Origin of the sequence: Acinetobacter towneri, from assembly GCF_017498585.1 — a bacterium.
Lineage (GTDB): Bacteria > Pseudomonadota > Gammaproteobacteria > Pseudomonadales > Moraxellaceae > Acinetobacter > Acinetobacter towneri.
The window spans coordinates 931,805-951,314 of the sequence record NZ_CP071766.1 but is presented as its reverse complement, the minus strand read 5'-3'; the positions used below and the strand labels follow the sequence as shown (position 1 = coordinate 951,314).

Annotated in this window: 18 protein-coding genes; 4 read left to right on the top strand and 14 right to left on the bottom strand. The window is 42.8% G+C overall.

Going from position 1 to position 19,510, the window contains the following annotated elements:
* Positions 1-47 precede the first annotated feature (47 nt).
* Together J4G44_RS04460 and J4G44_RS04455 are read left to right on the top strand one after the other, a co-directional pair.
* The gene (locus J4G44_RS04460) at positions 48-680 is read left to right on the top strand and encodes a TetR/AcrR family transcriptional regulator (RefSeq protein WP_131261060.1); all 633 of its coding nucleotides are present in this window, start codon (positions 48-50) and stop codon (positions 678-680) included.
* Positions 681-948: 268 nt separating this feature from the next.
* Positions 949-2,469 (top strand): catalase, encoded by a 1,521-nt coding sequence (locus tag J4G44_RS04455; protein ID WP_096902685.1) that lies wholly within the window; start codon positions 949-951, stop codon positions 2,467-2,469.
* 163 nt (positions 2,470-2,632) lie between these two features.
* Here the strand turns inward: J4G44_RS04455 and J4G44_RS04450 are convergent, their stop codons facing one another.
* The 8 genes from J4G44_RS04450 to hcaE form a co-directional block, all read right to left on the bottom strand.
* A complete protein-coding gene (locus tag J4G44_RS04450) occupies positions 2,633-3,685 on the bottom strand; it encodes an MBL fold metallo-hydrolase (protein ID WP_179988469.1) in 1,053 nt (350 codons plus the stop codon).
* A gap of 247 nt (positions 3,686-3,932) precedes the next feature.
* Complete coding sequence (locus J4G44_RS04445; RefSeq protein WP_207973947.1) at positions 3,933-4,841, bottom strand: DMT family transporter; 909 nt, start codon at positions 4,839-4,841, stop codon at positions 3,933-3,935.
* Between the two features lie 88 nt (positions 4,842-4,929).
* Complete coding sequence (gene hcaD / locus J4G44_RS04440; RefSeq protein WP_207973885.1) at positions 4,930-6,156, bottom strand: 3-phenylpropionate/cinnamic acid dioxygenase ferredoxin--NAD(+) reductase subunit; 1,227 nt, start codon at positions 6,154-6,156, stop codon at positions 4,930-4,932.
* A 4-nt stretch (positions 6,157-6,160) separates the two neighbouring features.
* Complete coding sequence (locus J4G44_RS04435; RefSeq protein WP_004976064.1) at positions 6,161-7,126, bottom strand: 3-carboxyethylcatechol 2,3-dioxygenase; 966 nt, start codon at positions 7,124-7,126, stop codon at positions 6,161-6,163.
* 71 nt (positions 7,127-7,197) lie between these two features.
* On the bottom strand, positions 7,198-8,013 hold the full coding sequence (hcaB, locus tag J4G44_RS04430; protein ID WP_004976058.1) for a 3-phenylpropionate-dihydrodiol/cinnamic acid-dihydrodiol dehydrogenase: 816 nt from the start codon (positions 8,011-8,013) through the stop codon (positions 7,198-7,200).
* 2 nt (positions 8,014-8,015) lie between these two features.
* Positions 8,016-8,342 carry a 3-phenylpropionate/cinnamic acid dioxygenase ferredoxin subunit gene (gene hcaC / locus J4G44_RS04425; protein ID WP_004976057.1) on the bottom strand — a complete coding sequence of 109 codons (327 nt, stop codon included), beginning with the start codon at positions 8,340-8,342 and terminating at the stop codon, positions 8,016-8,018.
* Positions 8,342-8,860, bottom strand: coding sequence for a 3-phenylpropionate/cinnamic acid dioxygenase subunit beta (gene hcaF / locus J4G44_RS04420; RefSeq protein WP_104853007.1), 519 nt, complete (start codon positions 8,858-8,860; stop codon positions 8,342-8,344). Before hcaF ends, hcaC begins: the two co-directional genes overlap by 1 nt.
* Positions 8,857-10,224 carry a 3-phenylpropionate/cinnamic acid dioxygenase subunit alpha gene (gene hcaE / locus J4G44_RS04415; protein WP_180186916.1) on the bottom strand — a complete coding sequence of 456 codons (1,368 nt, stop codon included), beginning with the start codon at positions 10,222-10,224 and terminating at the stop codon, positions 8,857-8,859. The genes hcaF and hcaE overlap by 4 nt, the downstream gene beginning before the upstream one ends.
* Positions 10,225-10,505: 281 nt before the next feature.
* Between hcaE and hcaR the strand changes: the two genes are divergently transcribed.
* Positions 10,506-11,408: a DNA-binding transcriptional regulator HcaR gene (gene hcaR, locus J4G44_RS04410; protein WP_004976051.1), complete on the top strand. Its 903-nt coding sequence runs from the start codon at positions 10,506-10,508 to the stop codon at positions 11,406-11,408.
* Positions 11,409-11,738: 330 nt separating this feature from the next.
* Entirely contained in the window at positions 11,739-12,416 is a 678-nt protein-coding gene (locus J4G44_RS04405) for a DUF1345 domain-containing protein (protein ID WP_096901303.1), read from the top strand.
* Positions 12,417-12,481: 65 nt separating this feature from the next.
* Here the strand turns inward: J4G44_RS04405 and J4G44_RS04400 are convergent, their stop codons facing one another.
* From J4G44_RS04400 to J4G44_RS04375, 6 genes are all read right to left on the bottom strand, one after another.
* Positions 12,482-13,342, bottom strand: coding sequence for an alpha/beta fold hydrolase (locus J4G44_RS04400; RefSeq protein ID WP_207973884.1), 861 nt, complete (start codon positions 13,340-13,342; stop codon positions 12,482-12,484).
* 279 nt (positions 13,343-13,621) lie between these two features.
* Positions 13,622-14,941, bottom strand: coding sequence for an OprD family outer membrane porin (locus J4G44_RS04395; RefSeq protein WP_179989465.1), 1,320 nt, complete (start codon positions 14,939-14,941; stop codon positions 13,622-13,624).
* Positions 14,942-15,368: 427 nt separating this feature from the next.
* Positions 15,369-16,388 (bottom strand): 4-hydroxy-2-oxovalerate aldolase, encoded by a 1,020-nt coding sequence (gene dmpG / locus J4G44_RS04390; protein WP_004976038.1) that lies wholly within the window; start codon positions 16,386-16,388, stop codon positions 15,369-15,371.
* A gap of 11 nt (positions 16,389-16,399) precedes the next feature.
* Complete coding sequence (locus tag J4G44_RS04385) at positions 16,400-17,296, bottom strand: acetaldehyde dehydrogenase (acetylating) (RefSeq protein ID WP_096901306.1); 897 nt, start codon at positions 17,294-17,296, stop codon at positions 16,400-16,402.
* A 25-nt stretch (positions 17,297-17,321) separates the two neighbouring features.
* Complete coding sequence (locus J4G44_RS04380) at positions 17,322-18,119, bottom strand: 2-keto-4-pentenoate hydratase (protein ID WP_004976036.1); 798 nt, start codon at positions 18,117-18,119, stop codon at positions 17,322-17,324.
* Between the two features lie 429 nt (positions 18,120-18,548).
* Positions 18,549-19,217 carry an HAD-IA family hydrolase gene (locus tag J4G44_RS04375; RefSeq protein WP_207973883.1) on the bottom strand — a complete coding sequence of 223 codons (669 nt, stop codon included), beginning with the start codon at positions 19,215-19,217 and terminating at the stop codon, positions 18,549-18,551.
* Positions 19,218-19,510 lie beyond the last annotated feature (293 nt).

Below are 19,510 nucleotides of genomic sequence, written 5' to 3'. Positions count from 1 at the left end.
GCATTTAGTATAGATAAAAATATGTGCTCAGGTGTTCGGCTTTATTTATGAAAAATTCTGAGGTTCAAGTGCGCCGTAAGCCGCGCCAATCGCGGGCTAAACTGACTCAAGAGGCTTTACAGGAAAGTTTTGTTCGGCTTTTGCATGAACGCTCGGCAGCTGAAATTACCATTCGTGAAATTACTAATTTGGCAGGTGTCGGTTTAGGCACTTTTTATGAATACTTTGCCAAGAAAGAAGATTTACTGGCATTGACGATTCACCTGCAAGTCAAACAGCATGCAGAACACTTAAAAAGTTATGCCCAACAGCAACTTGAGTTATCCACAGTTGTTGAAATAAACCGCTATATTGCAACCATCATTCAGTTTCAGCTTCAGCAAATTCAGGCACAACAATGGCTTTGGGCGCAGACTTTTTTACTGGAACGGCAGGTATCACACATTGAAACTTACCAAAAAAGTTACAGCATGATGCTACAGATGTGGCAACAGATTTTCGCACCTGTCATACACAATGCCGAACAACAACTGCGCCTTGCTTTGAATCTGCATCGCATCAGTTATGGTTTTATTTCGCAAAGTTTATTAATCAATCCACATTATCAAGATTGGGATGCCTTGCACACCGATATTTCATTGGCGATTCAACCGTTTTTAGCAGCAGTTTCAGACATTTAGTGCAGCAAAACTGATTATTTAGTTTACAAAGATCTATCGAATACACCAATCATAAACAATAAATTTATCTATTTGTAAAATTATAAAAATCGTTTTACATTAAAATGGTGAGATTTGAAAAGCTTTCATCTACAAAGCCCGATCTGCATGGTATTGTGGTGTTGTAGTTGATTTTTTAAACAAACAAAACGGTTCATGGCCGCTTGTTTTAGAAGCTAAATTTCTAATACAGCCCACCACATGATGATCACAATAATGGAGAACAACGATGAGCCAAGAGATAAAAAAATGCCCTGTAACGCATTTAACCACCGATGCAGGCGCACCTGTTGTAGATAACCAAAATAGTATGACTGCGGGCGCACGTGGCCCACTCCTTACTCAAGATTTATGGCTCAATGAAAAGTTGGCAAACTTTGTACGTGAAGTAATTCCTGAGCGTCGTATGCATGCCAAAGGTTCAGGTGCGTTTGGTACGTTTACGGTCACGCACGACATCAGCCAATATACCCGTGCCAAAATTTTCTCTGAAGTTGGCAAAAAAACTGAAATGTTTGCTCGTTTCTCTACCGTTGCAGGTGAGCGTGGCGCTGCCGATGCAGAACGTGACATTCGTGGTTTTGCTTTAAAATTCTATACTGAAGAAGGCAACTGGGATTTAGTCGGCAACAACACACCAGTGTTCTTTTTCCGCGACCCACGTCAATTCCCTGACCTGAATAAAGCGGTAAAGCGTGACCCACGCACCAACCTGCGTAATGCGACCAATAACTGGGATTTCTGGACTTTGCTGCCAGAAGCACTGCACCAAGTCACCATTGTGATGTCGGATCGTGGTATTCCTGTGGGTTATCGTCACATGCATGGTTTTGGTAGCCACACCTATAGTTTTATTAATGCCAATAATGAGCGTTTCTGGGTGAAATTCCACTTCCGCACTCAACAAGGCATTCAAAACCTGACCGATGCAGAAGCAGCAGAATTGATTGGTCGTGACCGTGAAAGCAGCCAGACTGACCTTTACAATGCCATTGAACGCGGTGATTTCCCGAAATGGACGCTGTTCGTGCAAATCATGCCTGAACTGGATGCAGAAAAAGTCCCTTATCACCCATTTGACCTCACCAAAGTTTGGCCGAAAGGTGATTATCCACTGATTGAAGTGGGTGAATTTGAACTGAACCGTAACCCTGAAAACTACTTCCAAGATGTTGAACAGGCTGCCTTTGCACCAAGCAACCTTGTACCAGGAATTAGCTACTCGCCAGATCGCATGTTACAAGCGCGTTTGGTCAACTATGCCGATGCTGCACGTTACCGTGTTGGTGTGAACCATTCACAAATTCCAGTGAATGCTGCACGCTGCCCTGTGCACTCAAACCGTCGTGATGGTCAGGGTCGTATGGATGGCAACTATGGCAGCTTGCCACACTATGAGCCAAACAGCTTCCATCAATGGCAAGAGCAACCACAATACCGCGAACCACCGCTAAAAATTCGTGGCGATGCAGATTTCTGGGATTATCGTGAAGATGATAGCAACTATTTTAGCCAGCCGCGTGCCTTGTTCAATTTAATGAACCCTGAGCAAAAACAAGCACTGTTTGATAACACGGCACGTGCAATGGGTGATGCTTTAGACTTTATTAAGTATCGTCATATTCGTAACTGTTATGCATGTGACCCTGCTTATGGCGAAGGCGTTGCAGCGGCTTTAGGCATGACCGTTGCCGATGCGCAAGCAGCACGTGCCAGTGACCCTGCACTTGGTCAGCCTGGCGTACTGTAATCTTTGTAGTTAAAGATCAAGTCAGTCTGAACAGCAAGACTTTAAACACCAAAACAAAGCCCCTATTTCGATAGGGGCTTTGTGTTCTATATCTATCATTGCCACTTTTCAGTAGCGTGAAAAGTAGCGTGTCACTTTTATTTAAGGTCAAGTTTTTAAAAGATTAAACAATTAATTTCTTACCTTCACGAATACAATAAAACGGATTCATTAATTTAGATGAACGCTTCATGGCATGATGCAAGTCTGCCTCTGGTTGCTCACGCCCTTCATCGGTCAGCTCAAAAGTGCGGTAATGAATGGCCAAAGAACATTTGGAATGTAAATCTTTATGGGCCTGAAAGGCATCTTCAGGGTTCATATGCATATAACGCATCAGATTCCGTGGCTCGTAAGAACCTATAGGTAAAAGTGCCACACGTGGTGCGCCCATACGGGTTTGAATTTCTTTAAAGTGTGGCGAATAACCCGTATCACCCGCAAAGAAGCAATGATCTTGCCCATGTAAAATAGAAAAACCACCCCATAACGCCATGTTCTGATCGCGTGCGCCACGTCCAGAACCATGTTGTGCAGGAGTGTACACAATTTTCAACTCTTTAAACAAAGCCGACTGCCACCAATCCATTTCAATCACATGCAAGTCTGGTGGTAAATACCAAGCATTGCCCAAACCTGTATAAATAGGCATGGCAAATTGATGATTCAGCCATTTTAAGGTGGCTAAATCCATGTGGTCATAATGGTTATGGCTCAAGAAGACGGCATGAATGGTCGGTAAATCTTCCAGTGCAATCCCTGCAGGACAGGCACGTTTAGGCCCTCGCCCCTGTTTCGGACTGGCATGCTCTGCCCAGACTGGATCGGTTAAAAAGTTATACGGTCCAATTTGAATCAGCACCGTTGCATGCCCCACAAACCAAACTTGCCAATCATCCAAACTGGCGTGTGGACGTAATTGTGGCAAAGCACTTGGCGCTGTAAAAAATTGCTGTGCTTCTTGTTGCGGATTGACATTCCAACTGTTCGATTTGCGTTTTAGCAACCATTTCAATAAATCAGTTTGGCTGCGCCCCTCAGGACACGCAATCGGATTAAAAAACTGCGCTCCATCATAATGATTTGAAGGCAAAAACTGCAGCTTGGGTTTACGCCAAGTATGCGACCAACAGGCTTCCGTTGGCAGTTGAAAATGCTTTTGTTCCACGTTGTTCATGTAAGCCCAATAATATATAGCGCATCTACCATGATGCTTTTTATCCTGATCTGTTCAGAAAAAAACACAGCTTTGGTTCATGTGTTGACTCTATCACGCATAGTAGCGAAATCAAGCAGGCAATTTCCTTTATGTTTTTGTTGTTTTGAGAAAAAAGTCGTATCGACAGCGGGTTAATGATCGGAAATTTACACCTCAGATAAACGAGGCTTTAGAAAAACCTAAACACGGGTATAGCAATGCGGGCTTAGCGTTTAGCAAAATATTGTTCGCGCCATTCTTTCCAGAAATACATCACAATCCCGAACATCACCACGGCAATGCCAATAAACGCATTCATGCTGATGTGTTCATTATTTAAGGTCGCACCTAAAATTAACGCGATGATGGGAGTCATCACATTACTTAAAGATACGGTTGAGGCATTTAAACGACGAATCAGCCAGAAATAACACAGCATGGCGACAATAGACGACATGATCATGGTAAATACAAAACCAATCATGGCTTGGCTGCTTGGCATTTGAGTCGGGAAATGCGACCAAATAAAGGGAATTAATAACAATGACCCTGCCGATGATACCAATAAAGAACCTGTGGCTTGTGACATCGGCTTTAAAGGAGCATTGATTTGTTTGACCCAAAAAATTGAGCTGATATAGGATAACATGCTGATAAACATCAGCACCACGCCCCATGGATTCACTTTGCTATCGGCAGAGTCTGCAAAGACAAAGCTGAGTCCTGCAATCGCAATTGCCATCCCTATCCACTGTAAGGCAATCAATTTTTGTGTGCGTAAAATCACATGACCAATCAAGCCTGCGATTAAAGGAGAAAAACCAAAAATCAGTGCCATTAAGCCTGAAGTTAAATAATTGGCGGCCAAGTAAATAAATAGCTGTGCACCAATTAAATTCAGACTACCCGCCAAATAGCTTTTCATTGAGGTGTGATCAAAAGGCAGTGGATCGCGCATGAGTTTAAGCACGCACAGCGCAATCACGGAAGCCCCAAAGTAGCGGATAATCAAAACCCACATTGGATGAATTTCCTGCACACTCCAGACAATCGCCAATGGCGTGGTCGCCCAGATGAGTACCAATAAGGCATAAATACTGGCGGTTACCACAACAGGAGATGTATTCGTATTCATCGCTTGCTCAACATAAAATGGACACTTTTCTTCGGCAGATAAAAAACAGACCCAAGTTGCCTCAGGTCTGTTTTTCATCAGTTCAAGCTTACTTCACCAATTTGCGAAGGTCTTGGCTCACATCTAAATATTTGTCTGCTTCAAAAGCAGCTTGTTTAGCAATCAGCTTTTTCAAGTGACGCATATCTTTGGCTGAGTTGACGGTAATTCCGCCCACAATCACACCATCGGTCACACCAAACAATACGAATGAAGACTCACTGCGTTTGGCAGCATCCATCTCACCACGCACATGCCATTCTGCTGCCGACATATCTCCTACAAACTGGTAGTTAATGTCGAGCTGATCAGTCCAGAACCAAGCAGGATTGGCTACAGGATGTTCCACGCCCATCACATGACGCGCGAAGATACCTGCTTGCAGGTTGGCATTTTCCCAAGTTTCTACACGACGATGGTTGCCACATTCACGCAGTTGTGATGCGACATCACCCGCGGCATAAATATCTGGGTTTGAAGTTTGACAGTTTTCATTCACATGCACCGCAAAGTCTGCATCTAAACCTGCTTCAACTGCCAATTGTGCGTTTGGAATAATGCCAATACCGTAAATCACCGCATCGGCACGTAGTTCTTCGCCACCTTCTAAGGTCACGACAATTTCTTCACCATCTAGCTTGCAGTCTGCAATTTGCGTAGACAGACGTACATCAACTCCTGCCAATAACTGCTGTTGCAGTAAAAACTCACTCAAGATGAGTGGTGATGAACGTCCCATCACCATTGGTCCCATTTCAATGACGGTTACCTGACAGTCTTTAAAGCGTGCTGAAGATGCCAACTCTAAACCAATCACACCACCACCAATTAAGATGATGCGACGACCCGCTTGTAATACAGGGACTAAGGCTTGCGAGTCTTCAAGATTACGCAACGTGTAAACGTGTTTACCTAAGGCATCAAAATTTGGCAAGCGACGTGCAGCACCGCCTGTGGCAAGTAACAACTTGTCGTAGGCAATAACCTCACCATTTTGCAATTCAACCGTATGTGCTTCGGCATTGATTTTGCTCACGCCATTGCCACGAATAGTGGTCACACCTAGTTCTGCCAATTTTTCTTCCGACAGAATCTCGATTTTGGTTTCTTCAGGACGCAAAATCACATCTTTAGACAGCGGTGGACGCTCATAAGGCAAATGTGTTTCATCTCCAATTAAGATGATGTTACCTGCATATTGATTGCCGCGCAGCTCAAGAATGGCACTTGCCCCTGCCTGACCTGCCCCCACAATCACAATTGTTTCTACACTCATGGGCTTAACCTTTTAACTCGGCAGATACGATGCCAAAGCCCGCAATCCACTCACTAATATCTTCATAGCAATGCGTGGTCATTTCATACGCACCCAGTTCATCTAACGCAGCAAAAGCAGCCATCCACGAACGGACTTCCTGACCACCACGACCACCATCTCGACGAATTTCAGCTTCGGTCATGGCTTCCATAGCTGCAAAGTCTGCCTGTTTGAATTTTTCAAGCAAGGCAATATCCCACTCAGGGCTTAACGGTACAGCCACAGAAGTATCGCCTGCAGCAAGTTTCTGACCGACTGCAATCACTTTGGCCTGACGTGCATGACGTGCTTCAGGGCTTGGATTACGACCTGCAATTAAAAATTCTTCAACTTCAGGCGGTACTGAACCCATTTGTGGCGTTGGTGGATCGTGTGAAAGACCACCTGTACCCAAGACCAAAACGCGCTCATTTTCAAGATTCAACGACTTGATGAATTGACCCACAGCACGACCCAAAGCAATGGTACGCTTGGTGGTTGGCATCGGTGCTGCAGCGCCATTAATAAATACGGGAATGGTTGGATAACGATCTAGCTGCCCCTCACACAAAAAGTGTAATGGCTGAGTCACCCCATGGTCGGCCTGCATACGATACGAATATGCAACATCTACACCTTCATCCAACACACGGCGCACCATCGCTAAGGCTTTGTCTTCAGGCACATCAATACGGTTGTTGTCTTTGCCGTAGTCCCAGTCACCCGCAGCCGTAGCACGAATACCGACACAGAAACTTGGCATCAAATCGTAAAAGAAACCGTTGAAATGGTCTGGACCAAAGGTAATGATCAGGGTTGGATCGTATGCTTTGACTTCGGCAGAAAGTTGCTCAAAGGCAGCACGAACTTTTTGTTCTTTAGATTGATCTTGCGGTGTTGCAAATTCCATTAAAGGACTGTGCGATGCACAAATGAGTTTAACGGCCATGAAAGACTCCTAAATAAGGAAGGCAGCCCAGAGAAAGGCTGCCGATTCGTCTATTGAATTTAGACTCAATTTTATTCGTCAAAAAAACCTGCACGTGGTTGACGCAAACCACGAATACCCAAACCACATTCTGCATTGATCAGAACGCCAGTCAGCGCACGGTTATTTTGACGCGATGCCAAGAGCACATACGAACCAGTCATGTCTTCTGGCTCAGGCAAGAAATTCAGCGGCATACCGCGTGCAATTTTTTCAGGATCACGTGCATCGAGTAAGCCTAGGTTTTCCTGACCTAAAGATGCTGCGCCCTTAATATTGACATTCATCGCTGAAGGCGCAACAGCATTGACACGTACTTTAGGTGCCAATTCATAAGCCAACTCTTTCATGATGCCAACACCTGCATGTTTAGATGCAGTGTAAACAGGACCACCGCCTGAAGAATACAGCGCAGAATTGGATAAGGTTAAGATGATAGAACCTTCAGATTTCACCAACTCATCCAGTGCTGCTTTTGCCCCCAAGATTAACGCCTTGGTATTGATGCCCATGATTTCATCAAAGGCTTTTTCAAGCTGCTCACCAGAAGTATTGACGATATCTGCGTAGTGATCCCAAATCCCTGCATTGCCAATAAAGCAATCCAGCTTTCCAAAACGCTCCACAGTGGCCTGCACAGCACGGACATTGTCTGCATAGTTGGCAACATCACCAGCGACTGCCACGATTTGATCACCAAAACGTTCTTTTAAGGCATCGACTTTAGATTGTGAGCGCTGTAACACGCCCACATGCGCACCTTCTTCAAGAAAGCGCTCGACCAAAGCCCAACCTAAACCAGAACCGCCACCTGTAATCAGTGCCACTTCGCCTTTTAGCCAACCCATGCTTACTCTCCTGCCATTTCTACATATAACGCGCCGTCTTCAACCACCACAGGGAAAGTTTGAATCGGGTCGGTGGCTGGCAAGCATAATGCTTGACCAGTCTTTAAACAGAAACGTGCAGAATGCAGTGGGCATTCAACTGTGCCATCATCTTCAAGATAACCTTCAGACATTGAGGCATTGCCGTGTGAACAACGGTCATTCATAGCAAAGAACTCACCACCGTTGTTGAATACTGCCAGTGCTTCAATACCGTTCACACCGCAATCCACTTTTAACGCTTCGCCTTCGTCTAATTCGTCAACTTGGCAAACAAAGATTTTATTCATTAGAAGAATACACTCAGGTTGTGTGAGTTATAGGTTACTTGGTCAAGTACAATCTTACGGTTGAAGATCTGGAAGCCTAAGCCACCTTCAACACGACGGATTTTGTCATGGCGCTTACCACAGTAAATAGTCACGTCTTTCTCTTTTTGAGTACGGTACAACAAGTAAGTTACGTGTACGTCGTATTCACCTTCGACCTCTGTCGCTTCAACAATCACGTTGCTGACCATATGCGTGGTACGTGACGGAGGTTCTTCAGCCCATGCCATACCTGTTTCCAGACGTGCAACACGGCGCTCAAGCAAGTGTTTGTTGTCGTTGAACACCCAAGTTGTAGGTGGTTCAACTGAACGACGACGGTCACGGGTTTGCGCATTTGGTGTGGTACGCAAGGTATAAGAAATGTCTTCTGCCATGAGGTCTAACCACTCACGGAATTTCCAGTCGTCCAGCAATTTTGCTTCGCGATACAAGAATTGGCTCACTTCATGTTGAAGTTCTAAACTGATTTGACTCATTTCATTAGCTCCTTCTCGTATTCGTCAGCTGCTTTTTCAACGTCTTCCCATTTTTCATGGATCAGCAAGTCTGCCCAACGGCGGTACATACCACGTGCTGCAGTTTCAGAGAAAATGTAGTTGGTGATTCCTGGAATACCATCTTCACGTACTTTTTCGTTGCCTTTACCCATTTCGACAATGAGCTTGTTTTGACGTGCTTTATAGCCGCGCAATACTTTTTGAATTTCAATCCAGTTTTCAGAGTCATCTTGCTCTAAGAAACCTGCAGGACCGAAGGCACGTGTCGCAGAACGCTCAAATGCTTCTTTCACGTCTTGAGGTGCTTCAGCATCGGCAATACAGAATGCCCATACTTCAGTTTTGTTTGGACCACGTGGATGCCATACGCGCAGTGTTGCAGTACCGTTCAACCAAGACAGTGTTGGGAACATGGTGTTGTGACCTGCAAGACGTAAAGCACGTACTTCGCCTAAACGCTCTTTCACTTCTTCGTAAGTTTCGCGGAAGTAATTGGCAACTTCACCATCAACCCATACGTTTGCATCTGGTTTTTCTGTAAAGAAGAAACCTGAACCGTGACCACGTGAACCATACTGAATTGCATCTTTGGCAGTTTCCCAAACAGGACGAGCTGTTTGCGCTGCACCTAATTGTTTGCTGCTGTCATCATCTGGTTTTGCACCAAGTACCTGAATGGCAGAGGCGTGTGAGAACAAAGCGTGATATTGGTCAGAAGCAAACTGTTCTGCAGCAAATTTCCAGTTACAGTCAATTTCCCACTTGTGTACGCCACCAATAATTTCAGTACCACCCGGACGACGGTCAATCACGCCATCTAAGTACCAAGCGATGTCGCCCATATATTCTTCTAGGTCTGGAGTGGTTTCATCCCAGCAACCAAAGATCAAGCCTTTGTAAGACTTCACGCGGTTGACTTCCACCAAGCCCCATTGCTCTTTACAAGCACCTTGTGGATACGCACGTTCTTCTAAAGGAATATCTTTGAGTGAACCATCAATACCGTAAGACCAACCATGATATGGGCAAGTAAATGCTCGGGTATTACCACAGTCTGCAAAGCTCACACGCATAGAACGGTGACGGCACTGGTTTAAAAATGCTTTGATTGAACCGTCTTTTTGACGTGCCACAATAATTGGATCTTCACCCATGTAGGTGTTGAAGAAGTCGCCAGCTTTAGGAATTTGGCTTTCATGACACAGGAACAACCACGTACGGCCGAACACACGTTCAAGTTCTAATTCGTAGATATCTGGATCTGTATAAATAGATGGAGTGATACGTCCATTTTGTGCATCGACTAAAACGTCGATTTCGCGCACATCAATTTTTCCACTCATGAAAAGCTCTCCTGTGACCAACAACGGCACAAAGTAAATAGACTCAACTTCTGATGGATAATGGTTTTTTAGGGACGTTTAGTGAAATATTTTTTTTGTTTCAATTAATAGTTTTTATAGATTAATCCAACATTATATTTTGCATTTAAATCGTTGCATAATGATGAAACCCTATTTACTTCGCGAATGACACAATAATTCTCACCGAATAGTTGTTTATAGATCATTCTTTTATTAATCTATAATTAGACATATTTTGAATTAATCTTTGGAATGGTTGTATGGAATTACGTCACCTTCGCTACTTCATTACCGTTGCTGAAGAACTCAACTTCAGTAAAGCCGCACTTAAACTTTATACGGCTCAACCTTCGCTGAGTCAGCAAATTAAAGATTTAGAAGAAGATGTCGGCGTTAAGCTACTCAACCGTACCAAACGTAAAGTCGAGCTAACCGAAGAAGGTGCTGTATTTTTAGAACAGGCGCGTCTGACTTTGGCGCAAGCCGACAAAGCGGTTGCCATGGCACGTCAGGTGTCACAAGCCAAACAGAAAATGCTGCGTATTGGCTTTGTTCCTGTGGCAGAAATGAAAATTTTCCCTTTTGTACTGCCTAATTTACGAGTACAAAACCCAGAATTAAAAATTGAATTGCTAAGTTTGAACAACACTGAGCAAATGAAAATGATTAAAAAAGGTGAACTCGATATCACCTTTACCCGCCACAATATCAACAGTGATGAAATTGAGAGCCAGTTTGTACTGCGTGAACCGTTAATTTTTATTTTGCCCAAAGATCATCCGTTAGCAAAATACGAACGCATTCCTGTCAAAGCATTGAATGGTATTGATTTTATTATTCCTTCGGCAGAAGCTTCGTATAATCTGCATCACCTGATTGTCGATTTTGCCAAACAGCACAACATTGAACTAAACATTGTGCAAAAAGCTGACAACATTTTATTTAATATCAACTCGATTGGTATGGGCTTGGGTTGCACCATTTTACCGGGCTATGTTGCTCCGCTAACCATGGAAAATACCGTCATCCGTCCACTTGATGTAGAACTTCCACATTTAGATTTATACGTCAGCTACGGCAAAAACAGCCATTCCGCTGCGGTACAGAAATTTATGGAACTGCTCACACGTGTGTTCTATTTGGACATCAACCGCGAACAATAATTCTAAAACCACTCGCGTTTTTCAACCTTTCAAAAGTGCTTGCTGCTTGATGTAGTAAGCACTTTTTTGTGCATCCTAAATGCTAAAACACAGCTTTAGACTTAAGTCTAAACTTATTTTTTTAATCTTTTTCTGAACTACTGCTCATTCTTACACTCAAACATTCGCATTTTTGCAGTCTGCTTTTTCCTCGCTTCGCTACCACATTTCCTGCAAATTACAACTTAAGTCTAATAAGTTAAAATAGGCACCCCATCGCTATTTTCTAAAATTAAGCCGATGATAACAGGCAGTAACACCTTTAGATTGCACATCTAGAAAGGATCAAGAATGATAAAAACACCCTTCAGCAGAATGAAAACAGGGATTCAATATCGTCCTTATTTTTTTATCAGTTTTGTGATTACCATTGTGCTGTATGCTATTTTTCAGACCCTCACTGCATGGTCATGGTCAAGCTGTTTATTGATTAGCTGGAATATCGCGATTTCCTGCTATTTGGTTTTAACCATGCGCAGTTTGTGGCACAGCGATCATGCACATATTTTACAACGTGCCCAACAACAAGATGCCAGCAAATGGCTGATTTTATTCTTGGTATTTCTAACCTTAGTGATGTGCTTTATTGCGATCATTGTCGAGGTGAATTTATTTGCACAAAGTGAGTTTGTGCGCATGGGACATTTTATTTTATCCATTACCACTATTTTATGTGCTTGGTTTTTTATGCACACCATTTTTGCGATTCACTATGCGCATGACTATTATTTGGCACTGCAACAGCAGCAAGAAGGTGGTTTGGATTTTCCCAAGACGTCGCATCCAACCTATCCTGACTTTTTATATTTCAGCTATGTGATTGGTACATCTGCACAAACCGCCGATGTCTCGATTAGCTCACAACCCATGCGGGTACTGAACACGCTACATATTATTTTGGCTTATAGCTTTAATACCACTATTTTGGCAATTTGCATTAACTTGGTCGCGAGCTTTATTCAGCACTAAATTGGGTACATAAAACATCCATAAAAAAGGATGGCAAATTGCCATCCTTTTTTACCTCACTGCGCTTAATTTACGCCACGTGCAGTTAAGTAGTTTTTAATCACAGTGTTAAATTCTTCCGCTTTTTCAACCTGTGACCAGTGACCACATTGGCTGAAAATGTGTGCATCGGCATGTGGCACAATATTTAAAATATCCCATGTACGCGATACTGGAATCACCACATCTTGTGTACCGTGAATCAGCAATACAGGCACAGTGATGTCTTTCATTTTGTCAAAGTCGAGTGGGAACTCGAAACGGTCACGGTCACGCGCGCCCACAACATCCATTAAACGGTCTGAAGCATAGTCATTTTTTGCAGAAGCAAAACGGACTTTGACCAACTCATCTGTAATCAAGTCTTTATTTACCACGAACATTGAAAGCGTCTTTTTAATGCCTTCTTCAGTCAATACAGGATTCGCATGTGCTTTAAGCGCTGCAGTCTGTTTTGCACCACCTGTACCCATAGACACAATACCAAGTACACGCTCTGGGTAGTCCAATGCCAATTGGAATGCCAACCAACCACCGAGCGAGTTACCCACTAACCATGTTTTTTCAATGCCCAATGCATCTAATGTACGCACTGCATGATCTACCCAAGCACGAATACCATAAGCAGTGTTTGGAGCAACCACAGTCTGACCATAACCAATGGTATCAATTGCGATACAACGTGCTTGCTCACCAATTTGTGGCAAGTTTAACCACCAGTTTGCCGCAGCAGATACACCTGTGCCTGAACCGTGTAAAAATAGAATAGGTGTACCTTCACCCACTTCGTGATAGTGCGTTAATTCGCCTTCGGCAGTTTCAATCCATTTATCTTCTAAGCCAAAGAATGGATCTGTTGTATAGTCAGGGATTTGAACAGTGCTCATATATACTCCTCGTACAGTCTTTAGCTTGCGTTTGGCTCTAGGTATAGAATTTGACGTCAAGTGGACTCATTCAACATTACTTTTTACAGGCTTATATTACCTGTTCACACAGCATCAACTGATACAAATTTACGATCACAACCCATAAAAAAACGATTAAACAACTCTTTGAATTTTATAACTTTAATAAAATAAAAGTCTTAATTTATATAAGGTATTTATTCAGTAAATATTAAAAAAAGAGCGACTATAAAAAGCCGCTCTGATTTTTATCTAGCTTTAGAATTTATAAGTGTAAGTCGTGGCGATACGGTGTTCTTCTAAGTCATTCGCAAAGTTAAAGTTGGTATCGATGAACATGTACTGAAAACCAAGTCCTTTAAGTTTACCTTCAGGCACAACATAATTTACGATTACATTCGTTTCGTTTTCTTTACCCTCTTTAAGCGACTGACCAGCATTGTTGGTTAACTTATGGTAAGTACCATCTATATTATCACCGCGAAAATGACGTACTGTCGCTGTTAAACCAGATACACCCACATCGGCAAAATTATAGGTATAACCCAAACTCCAAGAACGCTCATCTTTACGAATGAAGCTCGCCACAGACCAGTTGTCTAAGTAAGGCTGCGGCACCCACCCGCCCAAGGTCGGGAACATTGGGGCTTTTGTACCGTGCTCACCAAACATTTGTTGATAACCTAACTGTACAGTGTGCATCCCATTGTTGATTTTTGCACCCGCAGACACGGCCTGGCTGTCAATATTGCCATACAGCTTGTCACCCGATTCGCTGTTGTCAAAATAGCGTACATGGGTATCCAGCTTAGTTTTTTCAGCCAAAGTCGTTTTATAGTTTGCAGCGACATAATGTTGTTGATAGATGTTGGTTACATCCGCATACCAATAACTTCCACCTACTTTAGGGGTAAATTGATGATCTACTCCCACAAGATACATGCCATCGTCTGTGCTTAATTTATTCGCTTCAGCAGCAGAAAAATTATTTTGAGGGAACAACGTAAAATCTTGGTATTGGTTATCATAACGTGCATTAATACCGTCTAAATAAGCCAAAGTTAATTTAGTATCTTTTAAATCCTTTGATTCTAACCATGCACCGCTATAAGTCGTTAACAATTGACGCGATGGGTCAAAAAACACCACAGGTGACATTGGTAATAAGTCACCTACTTTTAATTCAGTTTCAGAAAATTTAACTTTTAGAGTTGCACCAACTTTTGCATTATCACGCTCAGTACGCTTCTCGGTATAGTTAAAAGGCATGTGAATATCATTCACTTCACCACGTGATTTTAAACCTATCGCATATTGAGCTAATAAATCTGCACCGACTTGAATGCCTGCACCAATATCTTGATAGCCAGATTTGGCATCTAAAGTTACAGCTTGAGTCCAGTTTCCATAACCCGGAGTAACTGAGCGTCCTGCTTCATGAGCATATTCACGATCTAAATAAAAATTCTTAAATTTAAGTTGAATATTGCTGTCGTCAATAAAATCTGCCTGAGTTGCAGTTGTCCCTAAAGTTGCTGTCGCAGCAAAAAGTACTATCCATAAATTGTGACGATGCATGCGTTTTTCCTATTCATCCAATAAGCGAATCTGGGCATCATGCAAAACTCTTGTCATGAAAAAAATCCGACCACAGTATTAAGCTTTTCTACAAATTCAGCACTTTCTGTATCGAGCAGCTTTTTTCCAAGTTTTTTAATTCTTTTTAACGATAAAAAATTAAGCTCAAAATCCTCACTAAATGAATTTTTATTTGAATTCACTGCTTAATTTAGGTGAAAAACGCTGTTATTTTTTGCATCATGTGAAGGATTAATCTTTTTTAACTTTAAACCCATGTGTTAGCGTTATTTTCTATAAACCTAACTTATAAGAAAAACATTTTAATTAGCACAAAATTCAGCACGTTTTACATCTTTCACAGCATAAAAAAAGCACCCCAAACGCATTTGGAGTGCTTAATTCAAGCCTGCTTTATATTAAAAACTTAGGCTTGCATTTCACGTGCTTTAGACATAGTCAATGCCAAGTCTTCAATCATATCTTCCTGACCGCCCACCGTACCGCGACGACCAAGCTCAAGTAGAATTTCACGCGCAGATACTCCATATTTTGCTTCGGCACGTTTTGCGAACAATAGGAACGATGAGTAAACACCTGCATAACCTAAAGTTGCTGCATCACGGTCTGCACGAATTTGATGCGTCATCATTGGAATGATCAAGTCTTCAGCAATATCCTGCACTTTAAACAAGTCCACACCTGTTTCCATTTGCATACGGTTTGCGACCGCTACAAACAATTCAAGTGGTGTATTACCTGCGCCTGCACCTAAACCAGCAGAAGCCAAGTCAACACGGGTTGCACCTGCGGTCACAGCCGATACAGAGTTCGCAACGCCCATGCCCAAGTTATGGTGACCATGGAAACCAATTTCGATGTCTGAGCCGAGGTTGGCACGTAAAATACCTACGCGATCAGTCACATCTTGAGGCAACATATAGCCTGCAGAATCTGTTACATAGATACAGTTTGCACCGTAAGACACCATTTTTTGTGCTTCTTCGAGCAATTTTTCAGGAGAAGCCATGTGCGCCATCATCAAGAAGCCCACAGTATCCATACCCAGTTTACGTGCTGCAGTAATGTGCTGTTCAGAAACGTCTGCTTCAGTCGAATGTGTCGCCACACGAATGGTTGCCACACCTACATCATGCGCCATTTTCAGATGATCAACTGTTCCAATACCTGGCAATAACAGTGCAGAAACTTTTGCCTGTTTCAGGTTTGGAATCACTGCTTTCAGATATTCTTCATCAGTAGCGGCTGCAAAACCATAGTTCACAGAGTTACCACCTAAGCCATCACCGTGTGTGACTTCAATTAAAGGCACACCTGCATCATCCAAAGCAGTGGCAATCGCAACCATTTGCTCTGGCGTGGTTTGATGGCGCATTGGGTGCATACCATCACGTAAAGTCATATCATTAATAATAATCTTAGACATTTTGGTATTCCTTAAGCTTCAGCAGTTTTGAAAACGTGTTCTGCAAACATTTCTGCAGTACGTGCAGCCGCTGCAGTCATAATGTCTAGGTTACCTGCATATTTAGGCAAGTAATCACCCAAACCTTCAACTTCCAAGAAAATTGAAACACGGTTGCCATCAAAAACAGGGCCGTTTACAAGTTTGTAACCCGGTACATATTTTTGCACTTCTTTGATCATGGCATGCACAGATGCTGTAATCGCTGCCTGATCTGGCTCACCTTCCACCAAGCAGTGAACGGTATCACGCATCATTAATGGTGGTTCAGCTGGGTTAATGATGATGATGGCTTTACCTTGTTTTGCACCGCCAACTTCTTCAATCGCGCCTGCAGTGGTACGGGTAAATTCATCAATGTTTTTACGTGTACCCGGCCCCACAGATTTAGTCGATACCGTTGCAATAATTTCACCGTATTCCACAGGTTGAACACGAGAAACTGCAGCCACCATAGGAATTGTTGCCTGACCACCACAAGTCACCATGTTGACGTTTGGCACTTCGCCCGCTTGTAGCAACGCTTCAAGGTTCACTGGTGGTACGCAGAATGGGCCAATTGCTGCAGGCGTTAAGTCAATCATCAACACGCCAAGTTCATTCAGTTTGCGACTGTTTTCTGCATGCACATAAGCGGAAGTTGCATCAAAAGCAATTTTAATGTCATCTTCAAGTACGTGAGGAAGAAGACCATCTACACCGTCACTTGTGGTTTTTAAACCCATTTTTGCCGCACGAGCTAGACCTTCAGATGTTGGGTCAATTCCCACCATCCACACAGGCTCTAACCATTCACTGCGTTGTAATTTATAAAGCAAATCTGTACCAATATTACCTGGACCAATCATTGCACATTTAATCTTTTTCATGCATGTACTCTCTTAGAATCTCGATTTATTCCGCAGCAAACGCAGCTGTCACTGAACCAAAGCCTTCAATTTCGACTTTAAATTCTTCACCTGGCTGTGCAACAACCATAGGACCTAAAGCACCAGTTAAGATGATGTCGCCTTTTAACAATGGACGACCACGGCGCACCATTTCATCGGCTAACCACACGGCAGCGTTTAATGGATTTGCTAAACAAGCTTTACCCACGCCTTGAGAAACTACTTCTTCACCACGGGTCATCACCATTTTGCAGTTCACCAAATCCAGATTTTCTAGCTTGACTGGTTTTGAACCTAGAACGAATGCAGCAGAAGATGCGTTATCGGCCACGGTATCAATCAAACTAATTTTCCAGTTTTCAATACGGCTATCGACCACTTCAATGGCAGGCAAGGCATATTCAGTCGCGCTGATAATATCCGCATACGTGTGTTTTTCTTTGGTTAGATCTTGGTTAATCACCAATGCAATTTCTGCTTCTACTTTTGGCTGAATCAGCAAACCTGCAGGAATCGCTTCACCATCACCATAAGCCATATCGGCAAACAACATGCCAAAGTCAGGCTGATCTACACCCAGTTGTGCTTGAACCACTTTAGAGGTCAAACCAATTTTACGCCCCACCAAACGACGACCTTCTTTTAAGGCACGTTCGGTATTCACTTCTTGAACGGCATAGGCAATATCTACGTCAGCACTTTCACCACCAAGTTCTGGGCGGATTGGCGCAATCGCAGTTTGAGAGAGTTCGGCAGTACGTAATGCTTGCGCAACTGATTCAACAACAGCAGAATTCGACATCAATGTTTCCTTAAACTGCAAAAATTGGGCATATACCCCGAGATGTTGGAAAGGTAATAATAGAAAATAGGGATGATGACCCCGATCTTGTCCATTCTCAGGACAAGCTATCCAGCTCAGAGGTATGTAAACTGATTAAGAATCGGAAAAATGGCGGGTTTATGCCAATACTTATTTTCTTTTTTTCAATAGCTATTAGCTATTAATCTATTTTTATAAAAAGCAAGCAAAACAGTTGTCTGTAGGCTATGACATTATTTTCCGAGTCATTGACTCGGCAATTCGCAGCAATCTTAAAATGTCTTAATCCTAACTTTAGACTAAAAGCTAAGCCTTTTTATGACGCTCCCAAAAGTACATAAAAAAAGAGCAACCTGAAATTTTTCAAGTTACTCTAATTTCAAATTCATCTAAATTGTTTTACTGGGTTTAACTCGCCTGACGTAAACGATATTGCTGCACTAAAAAATCATGCAAACTCGGCACATCATCTGCAATGGTTAAAGGCTGATAACGCTGCAACACCTCTACACTATGCACGCCATAACTCACGCCTACACGCGGCATGGCAATGTTTTGTGCCATTTCCAAATCGTAAGAAGTGTCACCCACCATAATCGCTTGCCCGACCTGCACATCGGTACTGCTCAAAATTTCCTGCAACATTAAAGGATCAGGTTTAGATTTGGTTTCACTTGCAGCACGTGTCGCCACAAACAAATCCTGACTTTTGGTTTGCGCCAACACTCGGTCTAAACCTTTACGGCTTTTGCCTGTTGCCACTGCCAATTTCAGTCCCAAACCTGACAACTCATCGAGCATATCTGCCACACCCTCAAACCAAGCATCGGTTTTTGAGTGTTCGACATAGTGTTCTGAATAGCACTGCAAAATCGCTTGATGCAGCTCTGGAACTTCAGGAAATAAACGCTGTGCCACTTCAGGCAAACCCAAACCAATAATACTTTTAGCCGCAGCATCGGTCAGGGGTTGCTGAAATTGTTGTGCTGCGAACTGCAAACTCGCCACAATTTGACCGACGGAATTAAATAAGGTGCCATCCCAATCAAAAATGATGAGTTCTACAGGTTTGTTCATATTAGATTCCTAGATTTGATTCGGCTTTTAAATTCCCTCGCTTTACCTTAACTCAAAAGGATAAACGACCAAGAATCAGCACATATATCACAACAAATATTCGATACGCGAAGGGCGACATGGATGTCGCCGTTTCGCTGTGGCACAGAGATGTTCCATCAGCGAAACAAAAGTTTTTTGTTACTTTTCATCTTTGAAAAGTAAGGCATAGCCTATACACCAAAAATTTAAATTAAAAACTTTAAAATGTGGCAGTGAATTACCCCTGAAAACCTCATCTCCTTTTTGCGAAA